This window comes from Salinisphaera shabanensis E1L3A (assembly GCF_000215955.2).
In the GTDB taxonomy this organism is placed as follows: Bacteria; Pseudomonadota; Gammaproteobacteria; order Nevskiales; family Salinisphaeraceae; genus Salinisphaera; species Salinisphaera shabanensis.
This window is the reverse complement of record NZ_AFNV02000004.1, coordinates 1-20,101: the sequence shown is the minus strand read 5'-3', so window position 1 is coordinate 20,101 and position 20,101 is coordinate 1. Positions and strand designations below refer to the sequence as shown.

Here is a 20,101-nt window from a genome sequence, read left to right as displayed (position 1 = left end):
TGACCGACCGTATCAAAGACAGCGGCGTTAGCCGTAACCAGGCGCGCGCAGGTCGGCAGGCGCGCTTGGGGTTATTGCCGCCACACGGTCGCTAAGGCCGGCTGCTAGCGTGCGTCGGCGACCAGTTCGGTCAAGCGCTGGGTCACGGCTTTGCGCCGTGCGAGCGCGGCCTGGGTGCCGAGCGTTGTGGCCATGGTCCTGTCCTGGCTGGGCACCACGGAGCGCACATAGCGGATACGTGCATCGCGGTAGGCACGATAGCTGGCGTTGCAAGCGGCCTGGGCCCGCATCGCAGCGGCGCGCGGGCTTACGCTGTAATCCTCGGCATAGGGCATGGCCGCGCCATAGGCGCACTGCCAGTAGCGTTGATAGGCGGGTTCGGTCGGGTCTTGCCTGGGCGAGCTCGCGCAGCCGGCGAGCAACGCGCCGGCTGCCACCAGAACGGTTAGCCGGTTGAAGGCTAGAACACGGCTCACGCGTGGCTCAGGCATCACCGCGATCAGAGGGCGTACGGTTGGCGTCGCGGGCGGCATTGGGTTTGCTGTCTTCCACGCGGCTGCCATTGCGGGCATCACGACGTTGCTTGAACTTGCCCCAGACGTCGCGCGCGGTGCGTTTGATGCGTTCCTGATTTTGCGGTTTGCGCAGCCAATTGGCGGCCATCGCGCCCAGTGCTCGTTTCATGAATCGCTCGTTATCAGCTTTCGAATCTTCTACCGATCATGTGGGCGTCAACGCGTTTGTACAACGGTTCGTGCGCCGTTGATCGCGACGGCGCTGGCAAGCCCGATGGATTTATTCCGATACCGCGCTCACCTGAAAACCATCGCGCGGGAAATGTACCCGGATGGGCGTGCCGCCCGGGCCGTCGCGCTCGATGGTTACACAGTCGTGGCCGGTGGATACCAGTTCGCCCACTGTGGGGTCGGTGCCGTAATCGGTCGCAGCGACTGCCACGCGTGTGCCGGGTTCGAGCCGGCTCTTCACCGCCGACGGCAAGGGCTGCCACTCGCTGCAGTGGGCCGCGATATCGAGCGCCTGGCTGGCCTCGATGTCTTGGCGCTGGCCGTGGCCGAAGGCGCGAATACGATCGGCCCAGGCCAGCAGGTTGGGGTAGTCGTCGAGCAGCGGTGCGACACCGCTGTTGGCGCGGATATACCAGAGCGGGTGATACGCGGCAAAATCGGCGATGCAGGGCTGTTCGCCTAGCAGGAAATCGCGGTTGGCCAGCTGTGTATCCAGGGCTTGTAGCGTGGGCGGGAGCACGGCATCGGAAAAGGCGCCATCCGGGCGTTCTACATGCCCGCCTTTGAACAATGCGGCGCGGTCAGCGCCAAAGCGGGCCAGATACTCTTCGCCAAGTTTTTCGATCAGAACCGCGCGTGCGGCCGGCCGGAACAATACCGGCACGGCGGCAAGAAACAGCCGTTTGTCGCCCAGCTGTTCGAGTGCCAGGCTGCTCGCCATATCCGAGGTCGGGAAGACACTGGGCTCGGGCGCCAGGGCTTCGATTTGGCGTGTGATCAAATGCGTATCGGCATACACATCGCGCCCGATCTGCATCACCGGCGTCTTGCGATAGCCGCCGGTCAGCGCCAGCAGATCCGGTTTGGGCATGATCCGTGGAATCAGAACCGACTGCCATTCGAGCTGCTTGTAGCCGAGGACGGCACGTACCTTTTCGGAAAAAGGCGAGGCCTCGTAATGGTGCAGAATGATACCGGTCATGGCTTGCTTTCGACGATGAAAGAAACCAGTTTGAGTTGTTCGCCATGGTTTGGCTATCGAGGCGTCACGATGCGTGTCTCGTCTTGCCTTGGCATGAGGCATACACGGCGTGCGTTATTCGCGTCAGATACGCAGCCGCGTCACGGCCATTTACGGGCTATCCCTCAACGCTGACATAATCGTTTCGTACGGGCCCCTGACAGGCCGTCAAAACGTGCTCCAGCCGTCTGCGTCATCGACCAGGCCCGGCTCTTGCCGGCGCGACGGGGTTTTCTGTGGTGCGGGTCGGCGTGCCGGCTCAGGCTGCTGGACAATCGGTGGCGGCGAAATGGCAGGGCGGGCATCTGCTGCATCGAGCTTGAATCGGGCCATCAACTCGACGAGTCCTTTGGCCTGAGCGCGCATGGCCTCGGCTGCCCGGGCGGACTGGGTCACCATGCTCGCGTTCTGTTGCGTCATGTTATCGAGCTCTACGACCGCGGTATTGATCTGTCCGATGCCCTCGCTTTGCTCTCGTGCCCCCGTGTTGATTTCCTCGATGGTCGTATTCACGCGCGTTATAGCGCTGAGTATCTCGTCCATCCGTTGGGCCGCCAGTTCCACGTGTTCGTTGCCGATGCGGGTGTGCTCGGTCGACTGCTCGACAAGGCCATGAATATCGCGTGCCGCGTCCGCCGAACGCGACGCCAGCGTACGGACTTCCTGCGCGACGACTGCAAACCCGCGGCCGTGCTCGCCGGCGCGTGCCGCCTCCACCGAAGCATTGAGTGCAAGGATATTGGTCTGGAAAGCGATGCTATCGATAAGCGATACGATTTCGCCGATCTTCGACGCCGAGGCGTTGATATCCTGCATGGATTGGCGCGCGCTCTGCACCGCGCTGTTGCCCTGACTGGCGCGGTCGCTCGCTTCGTGAACCAGCTTGAAGGCCTCGTCCGCCGCTTGTGAGGTATTGGCTACGGTCGCCGTGATTTGCTCGAGCGAAGCGGATGTCTGTTGCAGGCTGCTTGCCGCCTGGTCGGTACGCGACGCCAGGTCCTGGCTGCCCTGGGCGATATCCTGCGCCGCATTCTCGACATGGCCGGTACGTTGGCGCACGTCCTGAACGAGGCCTGTCAGGCCATCGCCGACGCCGTTCATTGCGGTAACAAGTTTGCCGATTTCGTCCTGCCGGCGCGGCTCGACGCGATGGGACAAATCGCCGCTAGCCAATCTCTGCGCCACGCCGACCAACGACTGCAGCGGCTTACCGATCATGCGTCGCTGTATGTAGTAGAGGCCGCCGGCCAGCGCCAACGCCAGCAACAGCGCAGCGATGCCATGATTTGGGCATAACTGCGGCTGTCCCGATTGAGCTTCGTACCGACCGCGCGTTCGCCGTCCGCTTTCTTGAGCGATGTCGTCACCCGCACGAAATCCTGTCCGTCGCGGGCAAACAGGGTTACCGGCGCGCCGGTGCGTGCAGTGAACTGATCGGGCAGCGTCGCATCGTTATTCATCAGCGATGCGCCATTACTCAGGGCAGGCGTCGATTCGCCGGCGACGGACACGCGACGTGACTCGTTGAGCGAGAAGCCGGCGGAGAGTTCCGGCGCAGCAAGGAAAAGGTTGAGGAACTGGGTCGCTTGCTCACGCAAGGTGTGATCGAACAGCGAGAGCATGTCTGCGACCTGGGTTTGTTGGCGAGCAAGGCTACGCCCCACCTCCCGGTCGAGTTCCTGGCCTGCTTCGCGGGTCAGACCCAGGCTTAGGGCGCCGAGGCCCACGAACAACATCAAAGCGGCTAACAGCGAGACACGGGTGGCGACGCCGGCTTTGCCCAGCCGTAGATTGGAAATCGGCATCGTTCGATACCTAAGCGCATCCGCTCGGCGATGAGTCTTTAAAAATTCGATCGCATTGCGGGCTGCGAGGATCGCATGGTCTTACCTATTCACTGCGCTTATCGGCCGGCATGCGTTTCGCTTTAGCGGATTTCCTTGCTGGATGGTTGGCTGATATAAAAAAGTAGCTGCGCGTGCTTTAGTCGGTTTGGCGCATGAGCGAAAGCGAGCACGGCTGGCGCACATTCGTATGCCTCGTATGCATTGCCCACATGCCAGGCTTATTGGGTAGCTGGCATGCGCGCAGCCTGCGCTTGACGCCTTGCCGCGACATAGACGCAGTAGCCCGCGACCACGGCAAACACCAGGCAAATACCCATCACGACGCCCCAGCCGGCCCATTCATACAGCGATACCATCACGCTCGAGCCCACTGTGCCGCCGGCGAATACTGCGGCTACGAACAACGCGCTGACCGTGCCGGACTGCGAACGGGCGAAGTAATCGTTGAGCAGAACGATCTGCGTGGCCTGCTGGAACACCATGCTGCCGCATAGCAGCACCACGCCGATCACCAGCGCCAGGAACGAGCCCTGGATCACGCCGCACAGACCGATGACAAACAGGATGGCAGCGACCAGCGTGGCATTAGGCAAGCCGCGGCTGATACGCGTGATCGCCGGCGCGCCCAGCGATGTGGCAATGCCGACCGCATAACCGCCGTAGACGATGGCCAGCATCAATGCGCCGCCGCGCTTGTAACCGATTTCGAAAGGCAGACAGGTGAGTACCGTGGTCAATACGCCAAAGGCTAGCGCCAGACCGGGGTAGGACAAGGTCACCTGACACCACCAGCTTTTCTTTTGCTCGACCGGGGCGGTCGCCGTATCGCCAGCCGTGGCAGGCCGGCGCGGTATTTCGCTGGCCAGTTCGGGTGGATCGCGCAGCAGCCAGGCCGAGAACAGCAGCATCGCCGTAATCGCCAGGCTGCCGATCTGCCAGTGTTCGAAGGTGACCGAGCCGACCGCGATCAGCCGGCCGCCGACGCCGCCCACAATCGTACCCGCGGTATAGAACGCCAGATCGCGGGCGCGGTTGTCCGAACCCTGGATATTCGACGAGCCGGTGATCACGGCTGGAATCAGCAACGGCAGTAACAAAACTTGCAGGCCGCGCAACGCGAAATAGGGCACCGAGTCGAATGCACCGCGAACAGCGCCGCCAGTAACAATTCGGTGACGATGACGATCCGCATCGCACGTGCCACGGTGATGAATCGCCCGAACAGCACCGGCCCGGAGGTGAGCACGATAAAGGCGAAGGTCATGGGCATCGCTGCCCACAGCACCGACACATCGAATGTGGTCTGGATACGCGCGGCCAACGGCTGCGGGAAATAGATCGCAGCTGCGGCGGCCGCGCCGGCTACGCCCAGGCGTATTCCGTCTCGATAAGCACTCATATCGGTGCCTGAAGAAGCCAAGGCCTCATAGAAGGCCAGAATATGGCTGCTACATCAAATAACCGTGCACGACATTTCGCGGGCGAACGATCGTTCGATGATAAGTTGCGTTCGACAATAATGATCCGAAACGCGTGCGCTTGAAGGAGATCCCATGGCCGCGACTCACAAAATACTTGAACCCAGCCGTCCGATCATCGACCCGCATCATCACTTATGGGATCGCTCGCGGCTGGACCTGCGCGACATGCCGTTTGCCGAGCACGGCTTTAGCCAAATGCTACGCGAGCGCTCGCGCTACATGCTCGATGAACTGCTGGCCGATACCGACATCGGCCACAATGTCCGCGGCACCGTATTCATTGAATGCCGGGCGATGTATCGCGCCGACGGGCCGAAAGCCCTGCGCAGCGTGGGCGAAACCGAGTTCGTCAGTGGCGTGGCGGCGGTGGCAGCCAGCGGCGTGTATGGCGATACGCGCGCCTGTACCGGCATTGTCGGGCATGCCGATCTGCGCCTCGGCGCGGACGTGGCCGAGGTGCTGGAGGCGCATATTTCAGCCGGGCAGGGCCGTTTTCGCGGTATTCGTCATAGCGCGGCCTATGATGCGGATGAGAACGTTCTGGGGCCGCTCTCCACCCGCGGTACGCCGGCACATTTGCTGCGCGACCCGGATTTTCGCAAGGGTTTTGCCGAACTCGCCCCGCGCGGGCTGAGCTTCGATGCCTGGCTGCTGGAACCGCAGTTGTTGGATCTCGTGGATTTAGCGCAGACGTTCCCGGAAACGACGATCGTGCTCGATCATGTCGGCGGCCCGGTCGGCATCGGGGTATACGCTGGCCAGCGCGATGCCCGGTTCGATGAATGGCGCGCGCAGATTCAGGCGCTGGCGGCCTGCGATAACGTGGTCGTCAAACTCGGCGGCCTGGGGATGCCGTTTGCCGGTTTCGAATGGTCCTATGCCAATCGACCGGATTCGCACGAAGCGCTGGCCCGTGCCTGGGCGCCGTATATCGAAACCTGTATCGAAGCGTTTGGTGCAACGCGTTGCATGTTTGAGAGTAATTTCCCGGTCGATCACTTCACCTGTGATTACGCCACGCTCTGGAACACGTTCAAGCACCTGGCGCGCGACTGCTCGGAAGACGAAAAGCACGCCTTGTTCTTCGAAACCGCGGCACGCGTCTATCGGCTCGATTCGGTGTCCGCACAGTGACACAACGCGCTATTCTGTAGCGTTTTTCGCATAGGTAAGGCCGTGGGTTTGCTGCAAATCAGCGCTGTCGTGGTGTCGCTCGCCGCGCTACTGGCATTTTTCAATTATCGCGTTGTCGGGCTACCCACCACGATTGGCGTGATGCTGCTCAGCCTGATCGTATCCGCGGCACTCGTGGCGGCCGACTTGTTCGGCGTGCTGGCGGTGAAAGAACAAACCGGCTCGTGGTGGCTGGCCATCGACTTCAACAAGGCGTTGATGGACGGCATGCTCAGCTTCCTGCTGTTTGCGGGCGCGCTGCAGGTGAACCTGGGCGATCTCTGGAAGCATCGCTTTTCGATCGGTGTGCTGGCATCGGTCGGCGTGGTCCTGTCGACTGCGGTAATTGGCTGCGTAACGTATGTGCTCGTGCCGTTTCTCGGCTTCGAGCTGCCGTTCGTGTATTGCTTGCTGTTCGGCGCGCTGATCACGCCCACCGACCCGATCGCCGTACTGGCACTGCTCAAACAGGCCGGGGTATCGCAGGAACTCGAAACCAATATCACCGGCGAGTCGTTGTTCAACGATGGCGTGGCCGTGGTCGTGTTTCTGGCGTTGCTGGGGCTGACCGGTGCCGGGCATGTCGACGGTGCCGGTGAGATCGCGCTGTTGTTCGTCCAGGAAGTCGCCGGTGGCGCGTTGCTGGGCTTGGCGCTGGGCGGCCTGGCCTTCGCGATGCTGCGCCAGATGGATGATCACCAGGTCGAGATTCTGGTTACGCTTGCGGTGGTGCTGGGCGGCTATCAGCTGGCACTGGCGCTGCATGCCTCGGGCCCGATTGCGATGGTCATCGCCGGCCTGCTGATCGGCAATCATGGCCGCATGTTCGCGATGAGCGATACCACGCGCGAGCATCTGGATATTTTCTGGGAAATCGTCGACGAGATTCTCAATACGGTGCTGTTCGTCATGATCGGCCTGGAGATGATCCATATCACCCTCGACGGACGCTATCTGATGGCCGGCGTGCTGGCGATTCCGCTTGTGCTGGTCACACGTTATGGGTGTGTCAGTGTTGCTTTGCGCCTGGTGCGGCCCTGGCATCGCCTGGGCGACAACGCCAGCGCGCTGCTGACCTGGGCAGGTCTGCGCGGCGGGATTTCTGTGGCGCTAGCCCTTGCTCTGCCGCAGGGCGAAGCGCGCGATACGATCCTGACCATCACCTACTGCGTGGTGCTGTTTTCGATTGTGGTCCAGGGCTTGAGTGTCGGGCGGGTCATTCGCCGCTTGAACCGTAACAAGTAGAAGTATCGAATTTTTCGATCGAATAACCGCAGAATTCGCGCTTTTTATATACGATAAGTCGATCAATCATGGGGTTTGATTTCTCAACAACGGCACAGCCCCATGATTACCGAAGAGTCTTTCGAATCCACCCAACCGGATACGCTCACAGCGTTCGTCGGCCGCCACTTCATCTACACCTACGACAACGGCTGGCAGTACGAGATGTATATCAAGAATGCCCGCACGATCGACTACCGTATTCATAGCGGCATGGTCGGTGGCCGTTGGGTGCGCGATCAGGCAGTGCATCTCGCGCGTTTGTCCGACGACGTCTGCAAGGTGTCGTGGAACGAGCCGACCGGCACGTCGGTCAGCGTGGCGGTGAATTTCGCCGAACGGCATCTTCACGGGGTGATCTTCTTCCCGCGCTGGGTTGCCGATGCGCCAGAAAAAACAGTCTGCTATCAGAACGACCATCTGGACACGATGCTGGCCTATCGCGACGCCGGCCCGACGTATCCGACTCTGGTTATCGACGAGTTCGCCACGGTCACTTTTCTGGAACGCTGCGCGGTCGATGACGAAAGCGTGGTTGCCGAGGCCCCGGATCAATTGCCCGCAGGCTACGCCGACCGTCGTAACTAGAGCTGTGCCCTAGGCGTCGCGTAACAGTTGTGCGAGTGCGTGGGTCGCAGTGCCCGCTTCGGCCTCGTCGGCATAGCAAAGCGCCAGTGGTATCGGCCGTCGGATGGGGCCGGACAAGGCCAGCGGCACTAAGCGTCCGTCGTCGAGATAGGGCGCGGCCAGATGCGCGGGCAACCAGCCCCAGCACAGGCCGCTCGCCACGGCTTCGACGGCGGCTTCGAGGGTGTTCACCTGCCAGACGCGGCCGTTGGTGGGCGCCAGCGTGGCCGCGTTGGCCGATGCGCCTTCGCCGATGATCGACACACAGCGATGCCCGGCCAGGGTCGACGCCGACAGGGTGCGGCCACTTCGGCCGTTCAGCGCATGCGCCGGACAGGCCAGGGCCAGCATGTCGACATCCAGCAGATGGTGCTGATCGGCCCGGGCGGGCGTCCACGCCACAATGGCCAGATCGAAACCGGGCTCGGTGTATGCAGCCAGCCGTGTCGCTTCGCGTAGATCGATCTCTACCTGTGGGTAAGCGGCGCTGAAGGCGCGCAGCGCGGCAAACAATTTGGTCCGTGGATAGATGCTGTCCACATGCAGGCGCACGTTCGCCTGGGTCTCGGTCAAGGCCTGCGCGCGTTGTTCGATGCGCAGTAGCTCGTCGACCAGTGGCACGGCTTCGGCCAGCAGGCTACGTCCGGCATCGGTGAGTTGCGCTTTGCGCCCGTCGATCACGAGCAGATCGATACCGGCGCGCTCCTGTAAGCGGGCCACGGCATAGCTCACTGCCGACTGGCTGCGATTGAGGCGTTCAGCCGCCTGCGCAAAGCCGCCGTATTCGACGAGGGCCTGAAGTACGCGCCATTGTTCCAGTGTGGTCTTAGGAATACGCATTGCGGATCAACCTCGACGGTCGCTGAGTTCGCTTCATGGCTTTTTAATCTTGTGTTGTGCCTGTTTTGGATAGCCGTATTACGGTAACGCGCTGTGTTTTCGCACCACGCGCGGTTTGGCACTCGTTTTCCATGTTGGCGCCGGCTTGCGTGAGCCCGTTTATTCTGAATTGCGTGATGAATCGGGTTCGATCGCGGTGGCGAGTCTTCGCGTTCTGGACGGTTGCTTTGCGAGCGGTGTGCGCAGTTTGGCTAGCGCTGGATTCGACGCGAAGGCCTAGCCGCCCGATAATCGTACTTACACCATTTTTAAAAGCGCGCAGCCAATGAGCGACAACGATAATTACACACCGCCGAAAGTCTGGACCTGGGAGCAGGGCAGCGGCGGCAAGTTCGCCAATATCAATCGACCCGTTGCCGGGCCCACCCATGAGGCCGAGCTGTCGGTCGGCAAGCACGATTTCCAGCTCTATTCGCTGGCCACGCCCAACGGCGTAAAAGCCACGGTGATGTTCGAAGAGTTGCTCGAGCTTGGCCACGCGGGCGCGGAGTACGATGCCTGGCCGATCAACATCGGCGAAGGCGAACAGTTTTCCAGTGGCTATGTCGCCATCAACCCGAACTCCAAGATCCCGGTGATGGTCGACTACGGCACGTCCACGCCCACACGGGTGTTCGAGTCGGGCTCCATCCTGGTGTATCTGGCCGAGAAGTTCGGTGAGTTTCTGCCCAGTGACCCCGCCACGCGTACCGAGGCGATGAACTGGCTGTTCTGGCAGATGGGCAGTGCGCCGTATCTGGGCGGCGGATTCGGTCACTTCTATGCCTATGCGCCGGAGAAGATGCAGTACCCGATCGACCGATTCACCATGGAGGTCAAACGCCAGCTCCACGTGCTCGACCGGCGCCTGGCTGAATCCCAGTATCTGGCGGGCGGCGAATACAGCATTGCCGATATTGCGACCTGGCCCTGGTACGGCGCACTCGCGCTCGGCCGTCTTTACGACGCCGGTGAGTTCCTCCAGGTTCAGGAATACGAGCACGTTCAACGTTGGGCCAAGGAAATCGATGCACGCCCCGCGGTTCGGCGTGGACGCATGGTCAACCGGGTCTGGGGCGAGCCGCACGAACAGCTGCGCGAACGACACGATGCCAGCGATTTCGAGCACCGCACCCAGGACAAGCTCGAATCGAAGGGCTGACCGAAATCATGGCGCGGGCATCACATCGTTCGGCCGGGGCTGCCCGGATGCGTGTATCCAGGCGCGGTGCAGCGCCGGTGTGCCGCGACTTGGTCGACGAGGTCGCGGCGCGGCACGTAACACCCGTTGTGGACGGTGTCGGATGGCGCGGCCTGCCAGCTGCGTACGCCACGATGCGCTTGAAAAAAATCGCCGGCCGAGCGATAACCCTCGGGATATGCGCATCTAGTGAGGCGTCAGCGAGAGGACGGGCACCGTGACAAGCGAAACGACCGGCGATGGCCCGTCGCGGCAGGCCGCGACGCACGACCGCGCGCCCGCGTCCGTCGAGACCGACCGGCGCGAGTACAACCGCCTGTCCGATCTGCTTGAACTTGGCCTGCTCAATACGCGTCCCGAGGAACGTTTTGACCGCATCACGCGGCTCGCTACCGAGCTGTTCGGAATGCCCGTCGCGTTGATGTCGTTGATGGAAGGCGACCGTCAGTGGTTCAAGTCCACCTGCGGTGTCGAACTCGAGGAATCGGCACGCAGTGCGTCCGTATGCGATCACACGATTCGCCATGACGAGGCGCTGTTCGTAGAAGACGCGAGTCGCGATCAGCGGTTTGCACACCTGCCCAACGTGGTCGAGGCGCCGTATCTGCGTAGCTATGCCGGCATGCCGTTGCATGGCCCCAATGGCAAGCCGGTCGGCACGATCTGTGTGGCTGGTTTCAAGAAGCGCTCGTTCGGTGAGCGCGACCATGTGCTGCTCAAGGAACTGGCGGATTGGATCGAACATGAATTCGATCTCGACCGGCGTATTGCAGCACACGATCAGCACGTCGCCCGGCTCATGGACCGCGATCCGTCGTTACCCGTGGCCACGCGCACGATCGCGCTCGAACGTCTGGACGATGTGCTGATGTCGCGAGCGCGTAACGGCCAGGGCAGTGCCGTACTACATCTGGATATCGTCAATCTCGCCCACTATGAACAGACCTACGGCGAACAGGTCACACGCGAAACGGTCGCGACCTGGCTGGCCGAGCTCCAGGCCGGCGCCGCGGACTTCTGCTATATCACCCGCCTTTCGGATACGGAATTCGTCGGCGCGGTACCCGATACCGAAGATATGGAAACCATGCGGGCCGACTGCGAGCGCCAGGTGGATCATGCCAACCGCGCCGTGAGTGCCGGCGCGGCACAGGTGGCGTTGCGCGTTGTCGGTGGGCTTGCCGTGTATGGCGACCACGGCCGCCATGCCGCAGAACTGGTTGCACGCGCGCGCCAGGCGCATCGGCGCGCCGATATCAGCCGCGGGGTGGTCCTGTTTTCGGAAACGATCAACCGCCAGTTGCTGCGTGATCGTCATATCCGCCGGCTTTTCGAAACCGCGTTGCAAGAGGGCGGCATCGATTTTCATTGGCAGCCGTTGTTCAGCAACCGTGGCGACGTGCTGGCCGGTTTCGAGTTGCTCGCCCGGTGGCGCGATCCCGAACTGGGCGATATCTATCCGGACGAATTCATCCCCGTGGCAGAAGCCGAGCACAATCTCAGCCGCGCGATCGTCGAGTATGCGCTCGACACGGCCGCATCCCAGATCGCGCAATGGCAAACGGATGGGGTACAGGCGCCCATTCCTTATGTCGCAGTCAACATTCCCGGCCGCGAATTCTATGAAAGCGATTTCTACGATTGCGTTGCAGCGGTACTGGAAAAACATGGCGTCGACGGCCATCGACTGGTTTTCGAACTCACCGAACGCAGCCTGATCGCGGATTTCGAAGTTGCCGCCCGAACCATGAAGCGGCTGAATACGCTGGGTATTCGTATCGCGATGGACGACTTCGGCACCGGCTACTCGTCGATCGCCTATCTCACCCGGCTGCCGCTCTCGATCGTCAAGCTCGATAAGAGCGTCATTCAGCGGCTGGAGCACGATGCAGTTGCCCGCGAACTGGTGCGTGGCATCGTCGATCTCGCGCATGGACAAGATCTGGATGTGGTAGCCGAAGGCGTGGAAACACGTGTCCAGCACGAGTGGATACGTTCGTTTGGCTGCGAGTACAGTCAGGGCTTTCTACTCGCCCACCCCGAGTCGCGGTCAGCTGCCTGTCAGCGCGTGGTCGACCGGCCGACCGAACAACCCGGCCCGTTATAACCTGGCGTCGAGCATGCCGAGTATCGACGTGATCATCGAACTGTCTGCGGCCCAGTGCCGCGCCCATTACGCGGGTTCGGTGGACCATGTTTATGCGCGTAGCGTGGACGGCCGGCGGGTGCTGTTGCCGGCCCAGGCGCTGCGCCGTGTCGTCACGCGTGACGGGGTGCACGGGGTCTATCGGCTGAGCTACGACGCGACAGGACGTTTCGAATCCCTGCAGCGCTTGAGCGACAGCGTTCGATAGCGCGCCGGCTACGCGACGGGCCGATTCGCTGTATATCGAGCACGGCTTGGCGCGTCTGCTACCTTGGCGCCAGTAATTCAACACCCGATACGCTATGACCAGTCGTCGCAATTTTCTCCGTACCGCCGCGCTTGGCGGAGTCGCCGGCGCGGCTTCCTTGTTTGTGCCGCGTGCCTTTGCTGCCGACAACGCGGCGCAACCCAAGCATAGCCCCGACTCGATGCCTGCGAACCCCGGCGATGGCGCGGCCGCGGGGTATCGTCCGCCGCACAAATACGGCGCCGGCGGCACCCAGGCCGGCAACATGTTCTTCGAAACCTCCGACGAAACCGTCGAAGCCATGATGCAGGCGCACTGGGACGCGGGCGTACGTTATTTCGATACCTCGCCGTGGTACGGCCTGGGCCTGAGCGAGCGTCGGGTGGGGCATTTTCTTGATGGCCAGGCGCGTGACAACTATGTGTTGTCCACCAAGGTCGGGCGGCTGCTGACGCCCGATGTGTCGATGGACAGCCACGGCATCTGGGCCGGTGATCTGAATTTCAACTATCGCTACGACTACACCGCGGCCGGCGTACGCCGCTCGGTGGAAGACAGTCTGCAGCGGCTCGGTGTACCCAGCCTCGATGTGGTCTTCATCCACGATCTCGCCCCCAGCAACAAGGATCTGGACGACTACGACGCCCAGCTCAAGACCGCGATCGAAGGCGCCATGCCGGAGCTCACCAAGATGCGTGACGAGGGTCTGATCAAGGGCTGGGGCATGGGCGTGAACGATATCGAACCCGCGCTTGCGGCACTCGACAACGCCGAGCCCAACGTCATTCTGCAGGCCACGCGCTATACGCTGATGAACCACGACGACGCGCTCGAGCGGCTGTTTCCGAAATGCGAGGCGCAGGATTGTTCGGTCGTGATCGGCGCACCGCTGGGTGCTGGCTTTCTCGCGGGCAAGGATCGCTGGCTCTACAGCGGCGACAGCATCCCCGACGGCTATCGCGAAAAGCGCGCCCGAATCAGCGAGATCGCCAAGGCGCACGGTACCGATTTGCGTACCGCCGCGTTGCAGTTCACCGCGGCACCGTCGATTGTGTCTGCAACGATTCCGGGGGCGCGTAATGCACAACAGGCGCGCGAGAATGCCGCGTCCATGCGTGCGTCGATCGATCCGGCCTTCTGGCAGGCGCTCAAGCGCGAAGGCTTGATCAGCGAAGCCGCGCCGACTGCGCTCGCTGGCACGGCCTGAATACGCCGGCCGGTCTAGCTTGCGCCGGGCAGGCTCGGCGCAAGCTCTCGCGACTCGCCACTGCCCAGGCCATCGAGCGACCAGGGGCCGACACGCACGCGGACCAGGCGCAGCGTCGGTAAATCGACCGCGGCGGTCATGCGCCGGATCTGGCGGTTGCGACCTTCGCGGATGGTGATTTCAAGCCAGGTGGTCGGCACGTTCTTGCGGTAGCGTACCGGCGGATTACGTTGCCAGAGATCCGGTTCGGCGATGACGTGCACATCGGCAGGTCGGGTCGGGCCGTCCTTGAGGGTCGGCCCGGCGCGTAGCGCTTCGATCTGTTCGTCCGATGCATCGCCGTCGACCTGTACCCAATATGTTTTCGCCAGCTTGTGCTTCGGGTCGGTGATGCGCGATTGCAGCTGGCCGTCGTTGGTCAGCAGCAGCAGGCCTTCGCTGTCGCGATCGAGCCGCCCGGCCGGGTAGACGCCGGGCACATCGATATAGTCGGCGAGTGTGGCGCGATCGTTGCCGTCGGTGAACTGGGTGAGCACGCGAAACGGCTTGTTGAACGCAACAAGCCGCGGTGTTTCGGGGCGCGGCGCGGGTTTGCGTACCGGTTTACGGCCACGCGGTGCCGGTTTGTTCTGCGGTGCTTTACGTGGCGCTCGGCTCATGACGACATTCGATTATCGAGTGGGCGAAAGATTGCCGCGCGGGTAAACCGGGTTCAGTCCGTGTCGAATTCCTTGCCCCAGCTTTCGTAGGCCAGTTCGACCACGCGCGCGATTTCCTCGTCCGGCACCGCATCGGCGTTGCCGTGTTCGAGCGGATCGTAATGGAATACGAACAGCCGCGAGGCGAACTCTGCGAACGGTAGCGAGGCTTCGCCCGGTAGTTCGCCGTGTTTTTCCGTGGTGGTGATGATGCCCTGACCCCAGTCCTGGCCGCTGTCGTTGTTGGGGTTGAAGAAGTAGACGCGCATCTCGCCGTCGGGATCGAGGGCAACACGCAGAATCGCGATCGCGTGGCGGCCCACGTAGCGTGCCGCGCTGTCGGTCACGGCGATGCCGGCCGGCTGGGAATGAATGACCGGCACGTTACCGTTGTAGTAGGGGTGATAGCAGGCATAGAAATGGCGCACGAAACCGGCGTGGTCGTTGATCTCGCCGGTCTTGGGGTCGGCCACCACGGCAAAGCCCTGGCCGACCCACCAGCCATAGAACTCGGGGTTGATCCAGCGATGCAGGTCGTTGTCGCGTTCGCCGCACAGCCGGCCCATTTCGATATAGAGCCGGTCGAGGTGTGGCACTAGCACCAGCGAAACCGGATCTACATCCAGCGGGGCTTCCTTGGCGAGCCCGGCTTCCAGGCCTTTCGAGGAAATATGCTGGCCTTCGAAACGGGTGAGCACCTCGTCGTCGCGCGCGGCCCAGGTCACCAGTTGCAGCAAATAGTCCGGATCGTTGTCGGCCCACATGGACAGACCGATCACCGACTGGCAGGTCGGATTGTTGCCCTGACCCACGCCGAGCGGCTGGCCCAGCAGTTTGAGTACGCCCGCCAGCAAGAACACCCGCGGCGGTTGGGCGTCGCCGCAGACGAGGCGGATATTGTCTTCGGTGGCCGGCGAGAGCTTGAGGCCGATTTGGCGCCACAGGCCGGCCGCGACGGGGGTGGAGAACAGCACGCCACGCTCGAGCAGCATGGCAAGCCCGTAGATCGCCTGGGCGGTTTCCACGAATACGGTCTCGTCGATGAGCGTATACACAAGCTGGCGATAGCACAGCAATGCATCCTGGCCGGTCGGGCTCAGGCCGAGCGCAATGGGGATCAGCGTATCGCCCGCGCCGTCGGGCAGGCTACGCAGATGACGCAGAAATACCGCGTTATAGACCGAGGCCAGCCCGGTATCGTGCATCGCGCTGGCAAAACCCAGCGCTTCGCTTTCCAACGCGCCCTCGTCCATGGCTTGCAGGCGTTCGGCGTAGACAGTCACGCCCGGGTCTTCGGCACAGCCCGGCGAGGGCGCGAACAGCGATTCGACCAGCCGGCGGGCGTCGTCGTTGCCCGTCGTGCTCTCGATGTCGGGGTCGTATAGACAGGTGGCGATCTGAATGACCATCTGGCGCACATCGTCGACCTGAATCGGACGTTGGGCGAGGATGCGCCAGACCTCGGCGACCAGGCTGTCGAGAATGCTCTCGTAGCCCATGTGCTCGAGCTGATAGTGATACAGCGCTCGCACGGCCTCGCCGAGCTGATCGGGGCGTTCGCGATCGGCTTCGCTGAGCGTGCCCGAGAGCAGGTCGAGATTGAGCGCCATGACCTGGGTCAGGAAATTGCGCGCGCGCTCGGCGGTGATACCGGGGTGGCGAAAATCACCGCGTGCGACCGCGAGCAAACGCAGTTCGCTCAACGCTTCCATGGCGGTTAGCACCGCGTCGCCCTCACGTAGCGAACGCACGGCCAGTGCGGGCTGGAGGATGGCAGGGCGGCCCCAGTCGCTTTTAGCGAAGATGCCGGCCTTCTCATAAAGAGCGACCCGCTCGTAGAGCGCCTGCGCGCCGCCCTCGCAAGCGAGAATCGCCGCGGCATGTTCCAGCGCTTCGTTCTTGATGGCTTTACGGGTGTCTTCGGCCGCTTCGCTCAACTGGGCGATCGCGCCCTCGAAGGCGTCGGTCAGGGTAGAAAAATCGGCGTTTTCGTTCGGCATAGTCATGAGCGAAGCGTACCTGGCGGCGAGGTCGTGCCTGGCCTGAAGTTGGGGTATTCGGTGTTACGCATACGGTGCGCGCTACAGGTTACTTTGTTCGGCGTATGCGCGAGCGAACAGGCGCATAAAAAATCGCTGAACGCATCGGTACCCGCGATCTACCCAGTGTTGTGTGTCGGTTTTATAGCCGATGCTGGCACTTCGCGGGCAGATCGAGCGCAATTGCGCTAGTGTCAAAAATCGCTGCTGGCATAAAGGCTGAAGTGCTTACACACAGGCGTGACGACAGGCAAAAAGCGCTTTTGATGCCGCTTCGTCGATGGACGTACGGCGGTCAATTCTCGCGGCGGGTCAGGTATGGCCGGGCGCAAAGGCTGTAAAACACAGAGAAAATATGCGTGAAACGCGATTTCAATTCGGGCATGATCGGCCCATCCGGACTTGCCGGATTGCGACGGGTACCGCGTGCCGCGAATGCGTGGACCGTTTGCAACGCACCATTCATGGAGGAGAGATCCGATGCTTTCGACACCTTTAAAACGGGGTCTGTTGGCGGGCGCCACCGCGCTCGCACTGACGGCCTTTATTGCCCCCACGAGCGCGCTCGCGCAGGACAGCACGACTTGGCGCGTGCAATCGCACTGGCCGAGTTCGAGCAGCTCGTATGACGACAGCCTGGTGCGCATCAAGAACGTCATCGAAGAACGCACCGACGGTCGCGTGAAACTCAAGCTCTATCCTGCCGGTGCCCTGTTCAAGGCGCAGCAGACCTTCGATGCGGTCAAGCGCGGCACCATCCAGATGGGCACGATCTCGCCGGCCTATGCCCAGAACCAGATGAGTCTGGCCGGCATCGCCTCGGGCCTGCCGTTCGCGTTCCGCAACGTCTGGGAAGCGGCCTATTTCCACCAGAACATGGGCTTTGAGGACATGCTGCGTGAAGAGGCCGCCGAAGAGGGCGTGTACTGGTCCACCGACAAGGTCTATCCGACCGAAATGGTGGTCGATCGTCCGATCAACAGCATGGACGACTTCAAGGGCCTGAAGATCCGCTCCTCCGGCGCGCTGCAGACCTTCTTGACCGAAGCCGGCGCCTCGGCGAGCTATATCCCGGGCGGCGAGCTTTACACGGCCCTCTCCAGCGGCGTCGTCGATGGCGCGCACTGGGGTGCGGCACAGGGCGCGGCCAGCATGAGCCTGTACGAAGTGGCCAAGTACCACGTCAAACCGGCGCTCAATATCGCCGGCACGGACGTGTTCATCATCAACCAGAAGGCCCTCGACAAGCTGTCGGATGAAGATGCCAAGACCGTCAAGCAGGCGCTCGACGAGCAGTTCTGGGTGCGTACCAACGAGTACCTCTACAAAGAGCAGATCGCGCTGGCCAACGCGATGGCCGAGCAGGACGTGCAGATCACCACGCTGCCGGACGACGTGCAGCAGCATCTCACCGAGGTCGCGAAAAAGTCCTGGGAAGAGCAGGGCGAGCGTAGCGACAAGGCCGCCGAAGCGCTCGACAAGCTCAAGAGTATGCTGACGGACCTGGGCTATCTCGACGACAACGCCTGATCGCGTTTTTGTCTGACCGCCGCCCCGCTGGCCCTCGTGGCCATCGGGGCGGACTTATCTGCGGGAGTCGCTTATGCGCCTGCTCAATGGTTTCATCAACGCAATCACCCGGCTCAACGACTGGATCGGCCGGGCGGTGGCGTTACTCATATTCGTGATGTTCGCCGTGCTTCTGCTCGGCGTGTTCTACCGCTACGCGATCGACGCGCCGCGGGTGTGGACCACCGAACTCACCCAATTCGTGTTCGGTTTCTACGCGGTGATGTCGGGTGGCTATGTCATGGCCCACCGCGGGCACGTGAACGTCGACCTGCTCTATAGTGCGCTCGCACCGCGCGTGCGCGCCGTGCTGGACGTGCTCACGTCGTCGCTGTTCTTCTTGTTTGTCATCACGCTGCTCTACTACGGCGGCACTATCGCTTGGGAATCGGTCGACAGCATGGAAACGTCCTACTCGGCGTGGAACCCGCCGGTATGGCCGTTCAAGATCGCTATCCCGGTCGCGGCGTTGCTGTTGCTTCTTCAGGGAATCGCCAAGCTGGTCGAGGATATTGCCATCGCCGTGGGCGCGATCGAGCCGCCCGCCGTGGCCTCGGATCGTGACAGCAACCCCGGAGAAACGGCATGAGTATCGAGCTCACCACGCTGGCCTTCTTCGGGGCGCTGCTGTTCTTCCTCGTTCTGGGGCTGCCGCTGACGTTCGTGCTCGGTGGCGTATCGGTGATATTCCTCTACTTCACCTGGGGGATCGATTCGTTCTACATGGTGGCCTCCCAGATGTGGGGCACGATGGAGAACTTCACCCTCGTCGCCATCCCGCTGTTCGTGTTCATGGCGATGATTCTGGAACGCACGGGCGTGGCCAATTCGCTCTACCGGATGATGTATCTGTGGTGGGGCGGCACGCGCGGCGGCCTGGCCATCGGCACGGTGTTCATCTGTGCCGTGTTCGCCGCCATGTGTGGCATCAGCGGCGCGGCGGTGGTGGCCATGGGCACGATTGCGCTGCCGTCGATGCTCGAACGCGGCTACGACAAGCATATGGCGTTGGGCGCCATCAATATCGGCGGCGGTCTGGGCATTCTCATCCCGCCCAGCATCATCATGATCCTGTATTCGATGATCACGGGCGTGTCGGTCGGCCAGATGTTCGCCGCGGGTGTGTTTCCCGGCCTGTTGCTCGTTGTTCTGGTGGCGATCTACGTGCTCGTGCGGTGCTATTTCCAGCCGGAGCTTGCACCCGCCCTGCCGCCGGAAGAGCGGGCCAGCTGGCCGGAGAAGTTTCGGTCTCTGGGCGCCGTGCTGCTGCCGATTCTGATCGTGATGATGGTGCTGGGTTCCATCATGCTCGGCATGACCACGCCGACCGAGGCGGCCGCGATGGGTGTGCTCGGCGCGCTGATCTCGGCCGCGGTCTATCGTAAGTTCAATTGGACGTTGATCCGCGACGCTTCGCTACGTACTTTTTCGCTCACCGGCATGATCATGTGGATCCTGTTCGCAGCCCATGCGTTCAGCGCGGCCTATCAGAGCATGGATGCACAGGCCATGATCGAAGGCTGGATGGAACTGATCCCCGGTGGCCCGTGGGGCACGATCATCGCCATGCAGGTGATCCTGTTCCTCATGGCCATGGTGCTCGACCCGGTCGGCATCATGCTGATCACGCTGCCGGTGTTCATGCCGATCGTGCAAAGCCTGGGCTTCGACCCGATCTGGTTCGGCATTCTGTTCGTGATCAATATGGAAATCGGCTACATGACGCCGCCGTTCGGCTTCAACCTGTTCTATCTCAAGGGCGTGGTGCCGCCCTCGATCACGATGCAGGATATCTACCGATCGGTACTGCCCTACGTCATGGTCGGCATCGTGGGGTTGGCGATCATCATGATGTTCCCGCAGATTGCCACCTGGCTGCCGGGCTACGTGTTCTAGGGCGTGTTGCCGTTTTGCGCTAAGTTATTGATTGTAGGAA

The 20,101-nt window shown here is 62.1% G+C and carries 20 protein-coding genes and 1 pseudogene; 10 read left to right on the top strand and 11 right to left on the bottom strand.

Translation table 11 applies throughout. The features are described from left to right. Positions 1-104 precede the first annotated feature (104 nt). From SSPSH_RS03365 to SSPSH_RS03335, 8 genes and pseudogenes are all read right to left on the bottom strand, one after another. Complete coding sequence (locus SSPSH_RS03365; RefSeq protein ID WP_152522726.1) at positions 105-476, bottom strand: hypothetical protein; 372 nt, start codon at positions 474-476, stop codon at positions 105-107. A gap of 7 nt (positions 477-483) precedes the next feature. Further along, positions 484-684: a hypothetical protein gene (locus SSPSH_RS19065; RefSeq protein ID WP_006912220.1), complete on the bottom strand. Its 201-nt coding sequence runs from the start codon at positions 682-684 to the stop codon at positions 484-486. Positions 685-795: 111 nt separating this feature from the next. Then, a complete protein-coding gene (locus SSPSH_RS03355) occupies positions 796-1,728 on the bottom strand; it encodes a glutathione S-transferase family protein (protein ID WP_006912219.1) in 933 nt (310 codons plus the stop codon). A 207-nt stretch (positions 1,729-1,935) separates the two neighbouring features. Continuing rightward, positions 1,936-2,868, bottom strand: a complete 933-nt coding sequence (locus SSPSH_RS03350; RefSeq protein ID WP_476748601.1) for a methyl-accepting chemotaxis protein — start codon at positions 2,866-2,868, stop codon at positions 1,936-1,938. 42 nt (positions 2,869-2,910) lie between these two features. Continuing rightward, a pseudogene (locus SSPSH_RS19980) lies at positions 2,911-2,985 on the bottom strand (HAMP domain-containing protein); the annotation flags it as partial. Further along, positions 2,982-3,572 (bottom strand): Cache 3/Cache 2 fusion domain-containing protein, encoded by a 591-nt coding sequence (locus tag SSPSH_RS03345; RefSeq protein WP_006912217.1) that lies wholly within the window; start codon positions 3,570-3,572, stop codon positions 2,982-2,984. The gene SSPSH_RS03345 and the pseudogene SSPSH_RS19980, both read right to left, overlap by 4 nt. A 260-nt stretch (positions 3,573-3,832) precedes the next feature. Then, on the bottom strand, positions 3,833-4,744 hold the full coding sequence (locus SSPSH_RS03340; protein ID WP_021031362.1) for an MFS transporter: 912 nt from the start codon (positions 4,742-4,744) through the stop codon (positions 3,833-3,835). Continuing rightward, the gene (locus SSPSH_RS03335) at positions 4,693-5,013 is read right to left on the bottom strand and encodes a hypothetical protein (protein ID WP_006912215.1); all 321 of its coding nucleotides are present in this window, start codon (positions 5,011-5,013) and stop codon (positions 4,693-4,695) included. Before SSPSH_RS03335 ends, SSPSH_RS03340 begins: the two co-directional genes overlap by 52 nt. 154 nt (positions 5,014-5,167) lie before the next feature. Here SSPSH_RS03335 and SSPSH_RS03330 point away from each other — a divergent pair, with 154 nt between their 5' ends. The 3 genes from SSPSH_RS03330 (at position 5,168) to SSPSH_RS03320 (ending at position 8,140) form a co-directional block, all read left to right on the top strand. Beyond that, entirely contained in the window at positions 5,168-6,229 is a 1,062-nt protein-coding gene (locus SSPSH_RS03330) for an amidohydrolase family protein (protein ID WP_006912214.1), read from the top strand. A gap of 42 nt (positions 6,230-6,271) precedes the next feature. Beyond that, positions 6,272-7,513 (top strand): cation:proton antiporter, encoded by a 1,242-nt coding sequence (locus SSPSH_RS03325; RefSeq protein ID WP_021031361.1) that lies wholly within the window; start codon positions 6,272-6,274, stop codon positions 7,511-7,513. 102 nt (positions 7,514-7,615) lie between these two features. Continuing rightward, positions 7,616-8,140, top strand: a complete 525-nt coding sequence (locus SSPSH_RS03320) for a phenolic acid decarboxylase (protein WP_006912212.1) — start codon at positions 7,616-7,618, stop codon at positions 8,138-8,140. 9 nt (positions 8,141-8,149) lie between these two features. Here the strand turns inward: SSPSH_RS03320 and SSPSH_RS03315 are convergent, their stop codons facing one another. Continuing rightward, entirely contained in the window at positions 8,150-9,019 is an 870-nt protein-coding gene (locus SSPSH_RS03315) for a LysR family transcriptional regulator (RefSeq protein WP_006912211.1), read from the bottom strand. A 325-nt stretch (positions 9,020-9,344) separates the two neighbouring features. Between SSPSH_RS03315 and yghU the strand changes: the two genes are divergently transcribed. The 4 genes from yghU to SSPSH_RS03295 all read left to right on the top strand — a co-directional run bounded on the left by yghU (position 9,345) and on the right by SSPSH_RS03295 (position 13,859). Continuing rightward, positions 9,345-10,220, top strand: a complete 876-nt coding sequence (yghU, locus tag SSPSH_RS03310; protein WP_006912210.1) for a glutathione-dependent disulfide-bond oxidoreductase — start codon at positions 9,345-9,347, stop codon at positions 10,218-10,220. Between the two features lie 256 nt (positions 10,221-10,476). Beyond that, a complete protein-coding gene (locus tag SSPSH_RS03305) occupies positions 10,477-12,366 on the top strand; it encodes a putative bifunctional diguanylate cyclase/phosphodiesterase (RefSeq protein ID WP_006912209.1) in 1,890 nt (629 codons plus the stop codon). 13 nt (positions 12,367-12,379) lie between these two features. Further along, on the top strand, positions 12,380-12,613 hold the full coding sequence (locus tag SSPSH_RS03300; protein WP_006912208.1) for a DUF2835 family protein: 234 nt from the start codon (positions 12,380-12,382) through the stop codon (positions 12,611-12,613). 94 nt (positions 12,614-12,707) lie between these two features. Then, positions 12,708-13,859, top strand: coding sequence for an aldo/keto reductase (locus tag SSPSH_RS03295; protein ID WP_006912207.1), 1,152 nt, complete (start codon positions 12,708-12,710; stop codon positions 13,857-13,859). A 14-nt stretch (positions 13,860-13,873) separates the two neighbouring features. Here SSPSH_RS03295 and SSPSH_RS03290 read toward each other — a convergent pair whose 3' ends face one another. Continuing rightward, positions 13,874-14,518 (bottom strand): pseudouridine synthase, encoded by a 645-nt coding sequence (locus SSPSH_RS03290; RefSeq protein ID WP_006912206.1) that lies wholly within the window; start codon positions 14,516-14,518, stop codon positions 13,874-13,876. A gap of 53 nt (positions 14,519-14,571) precedes the next feature. After that, complete coding sequence (locus tag SSPSH_RS03285) at positions 14,572-16,563, bottom strand: hypothetical protein (RefSeq protein WP_021031360.1); 1,992 nt, start codon at positions 16,561-16,563, stop codon at positions 14,572-14,574. 513 nt (positions 16,564-17,076) lie between these two features. Here SSPSH_RS03285 and dctP point away from each other — a divergent pair. From dctP to SSPSH_RS03270, 3 genes are all read left to right on the top strand, one after another. Continuing rightward, positions 17,077-18,126 carry a TRAP transporter substrate-binding protein DctP gene (gene dctP / locus SSPSH_RS03280; RefSeq protein WP_006912204.1) on the top strand — a complete coding sequence of 350 codons (1,050 nt, stop codon included), beginning with the start codon at positions 17,077-17,079 and terminating at the stop codon, positions 18,124-18,126. 73 nt (positions 18,127-18,199) lie between these two features. Beyond that, a complete protein-coding gene (locus tag SSPSH_RS03275) occupies positions 18,200-18,754 on the top strand; it encodes a TRAP transporter small permease subunit (protein WP_006912203.1) in 555 nt (184 codons plus the stop codon). Continuing rightward, complete coding sequence (locus tag SSPSH_RS03270; protein ID WP_006912202.1) at positions 18,751-20,061, top strand: TRAP transporter large permease; 1,311 nt, start codon at positions 18,751-18,753, stop codon at positions 20,059-20,061. Before SSPSH_RS03275 ends, SSPSH_RS03270 begins: the two co-directional genes overlap by 4 nt. The last annotated feature ends 40 nt before the right edge of the window (positions 20,062-20,101 follow it).